This is a genomic window from Actibacterium sp. (assembly GCF_041584535.1).
GTDB lineage: Bacteria > Pseudomonadota > Alphaproteobacteria > Rhodobacterales > Rhodobacteraceae > Actibacterium_D.
Genome location: NZ_JBFHDW010000054.1, coordinates 1 through 11148 on the forward strand (window position 1 = coordinate 1; position 11148 = coordinate 11148).

Annotated in this window: 10 protein-coding genes and 1 pseudogene; 7 read left to right on the top strand and 4 right to left on the bottom strand. The window is 63.1% G+C overall.

The features are described from left to right. The 5 genes and pseudogenes from ABYW26_RS04335 to ABYW26_RS04355 form a co-directional block, all read left to right on the top strand. Nucleotides 1–287: pseudogene (locus tag ABYW26_RS04335) on the top strand (ATP-binding protein); the annotation flags it as partial. A 314-nt stretch (nucleotides 288–601) separates the two neighbouring features. After that, nucleotides 602–1972, top strand: a complete 1371-nt coding sequence (locus tag ABYW26_RS04340; protein ID WP_372603577.1) for a DUF2927 domain-containing protein — start codon at nucleotides 602–604, stop codon at nucleotides 1970–1972. Continuing rightward, nucleotides 1969–2133 carry an apolipoprotein acyltransferase gene (locus ABYW26_RS04345; RefSeq protein ID WP_372603568.1) on the top strand — a complete coding sequence of 55 codons (165 nt, stop codon included), beginning with the start codon at nucleotides 1969–1971 and terminating at the stop codon, nucleotides 2131–2133. Before ABYW26_RS04340 ends, ABYW26_RS04345 begins: the two co-directional genes overlap by 4 nt. Before the next feature lie 5 nt (nucleotides 2134–2138). Continuing rightward, nucleotides 2139–3323, top strand: coding sequence for a VWA domain-containing protein (locus tag ABYW26_RS04350; RefSeq protein WP_372603569.1), 1185 nt, complete (start codon nucleotides 2139–2141; stop codon nucleotides 3321–3323). 69 nt (nucleotides 3324–3392) lie between these two features. Beyond that, nucleotides 3393–4073, top strand: a complete 681-nt coding sequence (locus tag ABYW26_RS04355; protein WP_372603570.1) for a M48 family metallopeptidase — start codon at nucleotides 3393–3395, stop codon at nucleotides 4071–4073. On the opposite strand, the gene ispG is transcribed toward ABYW26_RS04355, so the two are convergent. The 4 genes from ispG to ABYW26_RS04375 form a co-directional block, all read right to left on the bottom strand. After that, a complete protein-coding gene (ispG, locus tag ABYW26_RS04360; RefSeq protein WP_372603571.1) occupies nucleotides 4074–5198 on the bottom strand; it encodes a flavodoxin-dependent (E)-4-hydroxy-3-methylbut-2-enyl-diphosphate synthase in 1125 nt (374 codons plus the stop codon). It lies immediately after the preceding gene. A gap of 77 nt (nucleotides 5199–5275) precedes the next feature. Further along, nucleotides 5276–6442, bottom strand: a complete 1167-nt coding sequence (locus ABYW26_RS04365) for a helix-turn-helix domain-containing protein (protein ID WP_372603572.1) — start codon at nucleotides 6440–6442, stop codon at nucleotides 5276–5278. Between the two features lie 116 nt (nucleotides 6443–6558). Further along, nucleotides 6559–7782: a 5-aminolevulinate synthase gene (gene hemA / locus ABYW26_RS04370; RefSeq protein WP_372603573.1), complete on the bottom strand. Its 1224-nt coding sequence runs from the start codon at nucleotides 7780–7782 to the stop codon at nucleotides 6559–6561. Between the two features lie 399 nt (nucleotides 7783–8181). Next, nucleotides 8182–8760, bottom strand: coding sequence for a 5-aminolevulic acid synthase (locus ABYW26_RS04375; protein WP_372603574.1), 579 nt, complete (start codon nucleotides 8758–8760; stop codon nucleotides 8182–8184). 124 nt (nucleotides 8761–8884) lie between these two features. Here ABYW26_RS04375 and ABYW26_RS04380 point away from each other — a divergent pair, with 124 nt between their 5' ends. Together ABYW26_RS04380 and ABYW26_RS04385 are read left to right on the top strand one after the other, a co-directional pair. Continuing rightward, nucleotides 8885–10255, top strand: coding sequence for a M20/M25/M40 family metallo-hydrolase (locus ABYW26_RS04380; RefSeq protein WP_372603575.1), 1371 nt, complete (start codon nucleotides 8885–8887; stop codon nucleotides 10253–10255). Beyond that, a complete protein-coding gene (locus ABYW26_RS04385; protein ID WP_372603576.1) occupies nucleotides 10252–11133 on the top strand; it encodes an alpha/beta fold hydrolase in 882 nt (293 codons plus the stop codon). Before ABYW26_RS04380 ends, ABYW26_RS04385 begins: the two co-directional genes overlap by 4 nt. Nucleotides 11134–11148 lie beyond the last annotated feature (15 nt).

The window sequence follows — 11148 nt, forward strand, 5'->3', positions numbered from 1 at the left end:
AGATCGTCGAGGTCCATCACCCCGGTCTGAAACCGGCGCTGCTGACCGCCGCGCTGACCCAGTTCTATGAAATCCGCGAGACCGCAGGCCTGAAGAAAAAGCCTTCGACCAGCGAAGTTCTGGATTGGCTGAAACTGCTGCTGGCCGAAGACCTGTCGCCCGAAGACCTGAAGCGCGACAGCGCCAATGCGTTGCCGAAACTGCATGGTGCTTTGCTGAAGAACGAGCAGGACGTGCATCTGTTCGAACGGCTGGCCTTCATGGCGCGGCGGCAGCAAAAAGGTTAAGCCCCCGGATTGCCCCATTCCCGCCATGCGGCCACCCATCTGTTCGCGATGATGGGGTTTTCCTTGTCAGGACGTTTGCCCGATGCCGACCCTTGATGCTTTTGTTCCGGTGATCCGACCGCAAGCCGCAGCCGGGTTTGCGGCCCGGGCCGGGCATGGGCGCGGCATTCCTTATGCCGTCACGACCGCCCTGCCCGATCACGATTGCGCGAGCGGCCCGCTGATGTCGGGCGTTCACCTTGCCGCGCGCTGGCTGTATGATCGGACGGCGACGGCGACACACTTGACCCATCCCCGCAGGAGGACCCCGGGTGCTGCGTAAACTGGCCCTCACAGTCTGCCTTGGCCTGCTGGCCGCCTGCGCCAGCGTCCCGGTCGAGGTGCCTGCCCGTCAGGATCCGATCCGGCTGGACCTGCCGCCGATGAAGCGCTTCACCCAGCCGCAGGTCACCGCGCCGATGCGCCCCAATGCCGATATTGCCCGCGATTTCCTGAACCTCGCGTTCGAGATGGAAAGCGGGCGCAAGCTGCCGATCATGACCCGGTTCAGCGGCCCGATCCGGGTGCGCGTGGCGTCGGGGGCGCCGGCCAGTCTGGGGCCGGATCTGTCGGCGCTGTTGGGTCGGCTTCAACGCGAGGCCGGTCTGGACATCGCCCGCGCCACCGATGACAGCGGCCCGGCGCAGATCACCATTCAGGCCGTGCCCCATGCCGAATTGCAGCGGCTGGTGCCGCAAGCCGCCTGTTTCGTCGTGCCGCGCGTGTCCAGCTGGAGCGATTACAAACGCCAGCGCCGCAGCGGGCTGGTGGATTGGAGCACGCTGGAACGCCGCGAAACCGCCACGATCTTCCTGCCCTCGGATGTCAGCCCGCAGGAAATCCGCGATTGCCTGCACGAGGAACTGGCGCAATCGCTGGGACCGCTGAACGATCTTTACAGCCTGCCCGACAGCATCTTTAACGACGACAATTTCCACACGGTCCTGACCGGCTTCGACATGCTGATCCTGCGGACCTATTACGCGCCGGAACTGGCCAATGGCATGACCCGCGATCAGGTGGCAGCGCGCCTGCCCGCCCTGTTGGCGCGGCTGAACCCCGCCGGTCAGCACAGCACCGGCAGCACCGGCGGCAGCCCGACGCCGCGCGCATGGATCACCGCGATCGAAACCGCGCTGGGGCCGAACACGGCCGCCTCGCGCCGCCGCTCGGCCGCGGAAGAAGCGGTGCGCCTGTCGCAATCTGCGGGCTGGCAGGACACCCGCGCCGGGTTCAGCCTGTTCGCGCTGGGGCGTCTGACGCTGGGGCAGGATCCGACCCTGTCGCTGTCGTCGTTTCTGGCGGCGGAAAAGATCTATTCCGGCTCGGCCCTGACCCGCGTTCAGCAAGCGCATGTCGGCATGCATCTGGCAGCGTTTTCGCTGTCGGGTGGCCAGCCCGAATCCGCGCTGACCCTGATCAACGCCAATCTTGCCGCCGCAGCCGCCGGTGAAAACGCGGCGCTTCTGGCAACGATGCTGATGATCAAGGCCGAGGCGCTGGATGCGATGAACCGTCCTGCCGAAGCACGGGCGGTTCGGCTCGACAGTCTGGGCTGGGCGCGCTATGGCTTTGGCTCGGACAAGGAAGTGCGCGCGCGGCTGAATGAAATTGCGGCGCTGGTGCCACGGAGACAACAACTATGATCGTCATCGCCGGATTTATCATCGGGGCCCTGTGGGGCGGCCTGACCGCCAAACGTCGCGGCGGCAAAGTCGCGGATGTGGCGCAATATGCCATCGCCTTTGCGCTGGCCTTTGCGCTGCTGGGGCTGCTTGTGACGATCGTGATCGAACGATTGGCCTGAGGCCGATGTTCCTGCCGTTTTTCCAGACCCTGCGCGACGCTGGCATCCCGGTATCGCTGCGCGAATACCTCAGCTTTCTCGAAGGCGTAAAGCGCGGTCTGGTCACCTATGACATCGAAGGCTTCTATTACCTTGCCCGCACGGCAATGGTGAAGGACGAGCGCAATCTCGACCGGTTTGACCGCGCCTTTGCCAAGACCTTTGAGGGGCTTGAGGACATCGCGCTGGACGATGTTCTGGAGGCGGTCGAACTGCCCTCTGACTGGCTGGAAAAGATGGCCGAGAAATACCTGACCCCCGAAGAAAAGGCCGAGATCGAGGCCTTGGGTGGGTTCGACAAGCTGATGGAGACGCTGAAACAGCGGCTTGAGGAACAGAAAGAACGGCATCAGGGCGGCAATAAATGGATCGGCACCGCCGGCACCTCGCCCTTTGGCGCCTATGGCTATAACCCCGAAGGCGTGCGCATCGGCCAGAAAGAAAGCCGTCACCAGCGCGCGGTCAAGGTCTGGGACAAGCGCGAATTCCGCAATCTGGATGACAATGTCGAACTGGGCACCCGCAACATCAAGGTGGCGCTGAAACGCCTGCGCCGCTGGGCCCGCGATGGCGCGCGTCAGGAACTGGATCTGGACGGCACCATCAAGGCCACCGCCGATCACGGCTATCTGGACGTCAAGACCCGCCCCGAGCGCCGGAACGCCGTTAAGGTGCTGTTATTTCTGGATGTTGGCGGCAGCATGGATCCGCATATCCGCATGGTGGAAGAGCTGTTCAGCGCCGCCCGGGCCGAGTTCAAACATCTGGAATATTACTATTTTCACAACTGCCTGTATGAGGGCGTGTGGCGCGATAACCGCCGCCGCTGGAACGCGCAAACCCCGACCTGGGAGGTGCTGAACACCTATGGGTCGGACTATAAATGCATCTTCGTTGGCGACGCCTCGATGAGCCCCTACGAGGTCGCCTATCCCGGCGGTGCCAATGAGCATTGGAATGCCGAGGCCGGTCAGGTCTGGCTGCAACGCGCCCGCGAAAAATGGCCGCATCACCTGTGGCTGAACCCGGTGCCGGAACGCTATTGGGACTATACCCAGTCGATCCAGATGATCCGCGACATTTTCGAAAACCGCATGGTGCCGATGACCCTGCAAGGAATCGAACGCGGCATGAAGGAACTGGGCCGCTAAGCGCGGATTTTCGCGGCGGTTTCACGAAGACCGCTGGTCCTTGCGCCGCTCAAGCCCCATATTTGCCGCATGTTGAAACTGACCCCCATCCTGTTGGCGCTGCTGTATGGCATCGTGATGTATCGGTTCTCGGTCTGGCGCACCGGGCGCGAGCTGGATGCGCGCTCGACTGAACTGGTGGACGCGCGACTAAAGGCGCTGACCGACCGCATGGCGCGGGCGCTGGACCTTAAGCGGATTCCGGTCAACATCTATGAGATCGCGCCGGTGAACGGGCTCGCGGCGCCGGATGGGCGGATTTTCATAACCCGTGGATTTTATGACAAATATCGCGCGGGCGAAGTCACGGCCGAGGAACTGGCCAGCGTCATCGCGCATGAATTGGGCCACGTGGCGCTGGGGCACAGCCGCCGCCGGATGATCGACTTTTCCGGCCAGAACGCGCTGCGGACGGCGCTGGGAATGGTGCTGTCGCGGCTGGTGCCCGGGCTGGGCGTGGCGATTGCCAACATGCTGACCTCGCTGCTGGCGGCCAAGTTGTCGCGCAAGGATGAATTCGAGGCCGACGCCTATGCCAGCGCCCTGTTGCTGAAGGCGGGGATCGGCATCGCGCCGCAAAAAACACTGTTCAAAAAGCTGGACGCCCTGACCAGCGGTCACCGCCCGGTCGCGGCATGGCTGATGAGCCACCCGAAAACCGAGCTGCGGATCAAGGCGATCGAGGAAAACGAGCGCCGCTGGACGGTTTGATTATTCCGCCGCTTTCGCGGTTCCGGCCTCGATCTCGGCGGAGCGTTTTTCGACCTGCTCGACGATGTGCTCGACCATTTGATCGTTGTTCAGCTTGTGGCTTTGCTTGCCCGCGAGATAGACCATCCCGGCCCCGGCACCGCCGCCGGTAAAGCCGACATCGGTCATCAGCGCCTCGCCCGGACCATTCACCACGCAACCGATGATGCTAAGGCTCATCGGGGTCTTGATATGCTCAAGCCGCTTTTCCAAGGCCTCGACGGTCTTGATCACATCGAACCCCTGACGGGCGCAGGACGGGCAGGAAATGATATTCACCCCCCGGTGCCGCAGCCCCAGAGATTTCAGGATTTCATAGCCGACTTTCACCTCTTCGACCGGATCGGCCGACAGCGACACCCGCAGCGTATCGCCAATGCCCATCCACAACAGGTTGCCCAATCCGATGGCCGATTTGATCGTGCCGCTGGTCAGGCCTCCGGCCTCGGTGATGCCCAGATGGATCGGGGCGTCGGTGGCTTCGGCCAGCGCCTGATAGGCCGCTGCCGACAGGAACACGTCGCTGGCTTTGACGCTGATTTTGAATTCGTGGAAATCGTTGTCTTGCAGGATGCGGATATGCTCCAGCCCGCTTTCGACCATCGCTTCGGGGCAAGGTTCGCCGTATTTTTCCAGCAGGTGCTTTTCCAGCGACCCGGCATTGACGCCGATGCGGATCGAACAGCCGTGATCGCGGGCGGCTTTGATCACCTCTTTGACCCGCTTTTCATCGCCGATATTGCCCGGATTGATCCGCAGGCAGGCGGCGCCGGCCTCGGCCGATTCAATCGCGCGTTTATAGTGGAAATGGATGTCGGCCACGATCGGCACCGGGCTTTCGCGAACGATTTCACGCAACGCGCGCGAGCTGTCCTGATCCGGCACCGACACCCGGACGATATCGGCCCCGGCCTCGGCACAGCGCAGTACCTGATCGATCGTCGCCGCCGCATCCGAGGTCACCGTGTTGGTCATGGTCTGCACCGAAATCGGCGCATCGCCCCCGACGGGCACCGACCCGACATGGATCATCCGCGATTTCCGGCGATAGATGTTGCGCCAGGGGCGCACATGATTGAGCGACATTCGCCCTCTCCCGGCTTGAAGTAGCTGTCAGGGGATAGATAGACCCGCGCCCGCGCCTTAGCAACGGCGCCGGGGGCTTATTCGGCGATGTTCAGCGACAGTTGTGCGACAACGCTGGCCAGTTCCGAGTTTTTCCGCACATCGGCAACCTTGTAAGTGCCGGTCAGCGCATCAGCAGCCAGCACCACGTTCTTGACCAACTCGCCACCCTGCCCCGCCGGACCGTAGGTTTCGCCGTTCACCGCGAAATAGATCGCGCCGCCATAGCCGGTGCGCAGAACCGGAGGTTCTTCGGTGGCGGGCAGAACGTAGGTTTCGCCAGCGTTCAGGATTTTCTCAAGCAAAACAGTGCCATCGGCGGCCGACACCCGGACCCAGGCCGGACGCACCGCGAAGACAACCAGTTCCGGCGCGGCCTCGGCCACGACCTGAACCAGCTGTTCGTCGGGTTCGACCTGCGCCAGCGGCGTCGGGGCGGTCATGGCCGGTTGATCGTTCAATGCGGTCAGCGAGCCGGGCTCAAGCGTCGAGATCGGGCCATCGCGGGCCACCATCACCGGCACCTCCAGCGGACGCGGGCGATAGAGGCGATCCAGCGCCTCGGCACTGGGTTGATCGGCGGTGGCAACGGCCATCGACCCGGCACCGCGATCCAGCGGATCGACCTCGGCCAGAACGCCCGGCGTGGCCTCGACCGGGGCCAGACGCACCTGTTGAATTTCGCGCAGCACCGACCAGCCGCCAAAGCCAAGCGCCGAAATCAGCGCCACCAGCACCAGAACCGAGCCAATCGCGCTGGGTTCAACATGCGAAAACGCCGCCTTGCCGCGTGGAACGAAGCTGGCATTGGGATCGGCCAGCGGATCGCCGCTGCGGGGTTTGCGGGGCTGTTGCGCGACGGTGCGGGCGCTGGAGGCGGCCTTGTCCAGACCATGCGCCACGGCAAAATTTCCCTCGGCACAGAATTTCTGATAGGCCCATTCCGGCTCAAGCCCCAGATAGCGCGCGTAAGAGCGCACATAGCCAGCGATGAAGCCGGGGGTCTCGAATGCGGTGGGATCGGCGTCCTCGATCGCGGCGATATAGGTCGCGCGGATTTTCAGCTCGCGCTGAACATCAAGAAGGGATTTTCCAAGGGTGGCGCGTTCGCCTCGCATGATGTCGCCAAGACGCAGCTCGAATGCATCAAACCCGCGAGGTTCGTCCCGTTCAGCCGCGACCGGCGGCTGTTTGCGCCTGATCATCTGCCCTGTCCCATGCCTGTTGCCTTATCGCCACGATTCCCACGAATCCGCAGTCTCGTGAACCTCTTAGGGCTTTTTTAGCATATCACAAGGCGTTTTGCATCCGCAGAAGCGCCTCAGGCGCTCATCTCGGCACGATTCAGCGCACAGTGCGACCACAGCTCATCCATGGCCTGAACCAGCGCATCAATTTCCTTGGGACCATGCACCGGCGACGGGGTAAACCGCAGACGTTCGGTGCCACGCGGCACGGTCGGATAGTTGATCGGCTGCACATAGATGCCAAAGCGTTCCAGCAGCATATCGGACAGCTTTTTGGTGTGCACCGGGTCGCCGACGATGACCGGAACGATGTGGCTGCCGTGGTCGATGATCGGCAGGCCCAGCCCTTTCAGGCGCATCTTCAGGATTTTCGCCTGGGTCTGGTGCAACTCGCGCAGCGCCTGATCGGTTTTCAGATGCTTGACGCTGGCCGCAGCTCCGGCCGCCACTGCCGGCGGCAGCGAGGTGGTAAAGATAAAGCCCGGCGCATAAGAGCGGATGGCGTCGCACATCTTGGCCGAGGCCGCGATATAGCCGCCCATCACGCCGTAAGCCTTGGCCAGCGTGCCGTTGATGATGTCGATGCGGTGCATCAGCCCGTCCCGTTCGGCCACACCGGCCCCGCGCGGGCCATACATGCCCACGGCGTGAACCTCGTCGATATAGGTCAGGGCGTTGAATTCGTCGGCCAGATCCAGAATTTCGCCAATCGGGCCGAAATCGCCATCCATCGAATAGACCGATTCAAAGGCGATCAGCTTGGGCAGCGCCGGATCGTCGGCGGCCAGCAATTCGCGCAGATGGGCCACGTCATTGTGACGGAACACCCGTTTGGCGCCACCATTGCGGCGCACGCCTTCGATCATCGAGGCGTGGTTCAGTTCGTCGGAATAGATGATCATGCCCGGGAACAGCTTGGGCAGAGTGCTGAGGGTCGCGTCATTGGCGATATAGGCCGAGGTAAAGACCAGCGCCGCTTCTTTCTGGTGCAGGTCGGCCAGTTCGGCCTCAAGCCGCTTGTGATAGACCGTGGTGCCCGAGATGTTGCGCGTCCCGCCCGAGCCGGCGCCGGTGGCGTCGATGGCCTCGTGCATGGCGGCCAGAACCACCGGGTGCTGGCCCATGCCCAGATAGTCGTTGCCGCACCAGACGGTGATGTCTTTTTCGGTGCCGTCAGGGCGACGCCAGATTGCGTGCGGGAAATTGCCCTTGCGACGTTCGATGTCGATGAAGGTGCGATACCGGCCTTCTTCGTGAAGGCTGTTCAGGGCTTTGTCCAAACCAGCGGTATAATCCACGCGATCTCTCCTTCATTCATGCGACCGACCCCCTTGGGCGAACCGCCAGTGTTTGTCTGCCGATCACGGTGCCGATCCCCTTTCCCGAACGTATCGGGCCTCCTGGATCAGCCCTGCATCCGGCAAGGGCCTGTCTGGTCTCAGGGGGTGCCGACCAAGGTCACCCTCTGTCTTCCATGTGGTCGGTTCATGGGAACCCCCTGAAACCGGACCTCAAAATGCATAAGCCATGTCCCTTATGCACATTTTTCACATTCAGGAAACTAAAACTGTTCGCGCCTTTTGTCGCGCCCCAATTTGGTTTCCTGTCTGGCGCCACATCGGGGACCGGGTCCCGCGATGTTGCCCTAACTTGCATTGACGGGCCTGACTTTGATTTCGGTCAAGTTTTCCCATCGCTCAATCCTGCACCGCGACGACACAATCGGTCGCATGCGCGGCAGCGGCACAGTCCGCCACGGCCTGCGCAGCGGCGTCTTCAGCCTTGACCACGGCCCATTGCCCGGTCGAGGCTGAAATCGCCATCGCCTTGGGGCCACGGCCCCGCTTGTAATCCTTGTTGAACGCCTCGGTCGCGGCCGAGGACAGCTGGAACGCCCGCGGTTCATGGCCTTTGGGGACGATTTCCGCCACGATCACGCAGGCTTCAGCCTTTTCCCGCCGGGCGTTACAGCTTGTCAGCGCCGCAACGCGGGCCTGTTCCAGATCGTGATAATTCGCCGCCGCCACCGTGGCGTTCGACATCAGCCCGTCACCGGGCGCCACCGCCATCGCCCCGTAATAGGCCTGTGTCGCGGCCACCTGCGCCACGATCGCCATCTCGGCCTCGCTGAGGAACGCCTGCGGCACCGTTTGCGCCGCCGAGGGCGTCGGTTTGAACAACTGATCGCGCGCGGTCGCCCCGTCGATCGGATCGGCCAAGGCCGGCAGCGCAAAAGCTGCGGCGAAGGTCAGGATCACGGTCAGGGGTCGCATCATCTTAGGCTGTCCATTTGGGGCCATGATGTTTTAGCCGTTTCGCCCCGACACGACCAGCCCTCTGGACAGTCCCGGGGGGGCTGTTAGGCTGTAAATGGCCAAACTATGCCATAGGTTTATGATAATGCCCCTCGATCCCGTCCTTGCTCGAATCGATTCCGACCTGCCTCAGGCGATTTCACGCCTTCAGGAACTGCTGCGCATCCCGTCGATCTCGACCGATCCGGCCTATAAGGGCGATTGCGATACCGCTGCGGATTGGCTGGTGGCCGACTTGAATTCAATCGGGTTCAGGGCGGAAAAACGCCCGACCCCCGGTCATCCGATGGTCGTGGCCCATGGCGACGGGCCGGGGCCGCATATCATGTTCTATGGCCATTACGACGTGCAGCCGGTCGATCCGCTGGTGCTGTGGACCCATGATCCGTTCGATCCGGTGATCGAGGACACCGCCAAAGGCCCGGTGATCCGCGCCCGCGGCGCCTCGGACGACAAGGGCCAGTTGATGACCTTTATCGAGGCCTGCCGCGCCTGGAAATCTCAGCACGGCACCCTGCCCGCCCACATCAGTTTCTTCCTTGAGGGCGAAGAGGAATCCGGCTCGCCGTCACTGATCCCGTTCATGCGCGCCCATGCGGACGAGCTGCGCTCGGACATCGCGCTGATCTGCGACACCGGGCTGTTCGCGGATAAAACCCCGTCGATCGTCACCATGCTGCGCGGTCTGGTGGGCGAACAGATCACCATCACCGGCCCCTCCAAAGACCTGCATTCCGGCATGTATGGCGGTGCCGCGATGAACCCGATCCGGGTGCTTAGCCGCATCATCGCCGCGCTGCATGACGATCAGGGCCGCGTCACCGTGCCCGGTTTCTATGACGGCGTGCCCGAATTGCCGCCCGAGGTCGCGGCGCAATGGCAGGCGTTGAACTTTGATCACAAGGGCTTTCTGGGCGCGGTCGGTCTTAGCGATCTGGCTGGCGAACAAGGCCGCAGCGCGCTGGAAATGCTGTGGTCGCGCCCCACTTGCGAGGTCAACGGCATCTGGGGCGGCTATACCGGCGACGGGTTCAAGACCGTGCTGCCGTCACAGGCCCATGCCAAGATCAGCTTCCGCCTTGTCGGCCAGCAGGACCCCGCGGCGATCCGCACCAATTTCCGCGCCTTTGTCCGCGCCATGCTGCCGCCCGATTGCACGGTCGAATTCCACGAACACGGCGCCTCGCCCGCCGGGCAGATGTCGATCGACAACCCGGCGTTCGAAGCTGCCCGCGCTGCGCTCAGCGACGAATGGGGCGTGCCTGCGGCCTATGTCGGCTGCGGCGGCTCGATCCCGATTGCCGGCTATTTCAAGGACATTCTGGGCGTCGACGCCATGCTGATCGGCTTTGCCAAGGATGACGACGCGATCCACAGCCCGAATGAAAAATACGATGTCGAAAGCTTTCACAAAGGCATCCGCAGTTGGGCGCGCATCCTTGCAGCCCTGACATGATCCCCGGCTTCAGCGATCATAGCGCCACCCTGAACGGCATTAAGATCGCCTATAGCATCGGCGGCAACGGCCCGCCGGTGCTGCTGTTACATGGATTTCCGCAAACCCGCGCGCTTTGGGCGCATATCGCCCCGGCATTGGCGCAAACCCATACCGTCATCTGCGCCGATCTGCGCGGCTATGGCGACTCGGACAAGCCTGAGGCAGGCGAAAACTACAGCTTTCGCGCCATGGGCGCCGATCAACTGGCGCTGATGCGCCATCTGGGGTTCGAGCGGTTTCACCTCGTGGGCCATGATCGCGGCGGCCGCACCGCGCATCGCATGGCGCTGGACGCGCCCGCGCGCATCCTCAGCCTGACGGTGATGGATATCGTGCCGACCCAGCACCTGGTGACCACGCTGACCGCCGCCGTGGCGCGCAGCTATTACCACTGGTTCTTGCTGTCCCAACCCGCGCCCTTCCCCGAGCGCATGATCATGGCCGATCCCGATACCTATTTCGAAAGCTGCATTCTGGGCTGGGGCGCGGCGCGGCTGGAAGATTTCGACGCGGCGCAACTGGCCGCCTATCGCGCGGCATGGCGCGACCCCGATACGATCCGCGGCATGTGCGCCGATTACCGCGCGACGCTGGATTACGATCTGGCGCTGGATACCGCTGATCTGGATCGACAAGTCGCCTGCCCGGCGCTGGTGCTGTTCGGCGCTGATGGCGCCATGGCCAAATTCTATGACGTCGCCGCCACATGGGCGCCGCGCCTGTCGAATATGCAGGCGCTTGGCCTGCCGGGGGGGCATTTCTTTGTCGATCAGCACCCGGCGGAAACCGCGCGGGCGCTGCAGGACTTTCTCAGCCGCGCATCCGCACCAGCTTGATCGCCAGCACAGCCC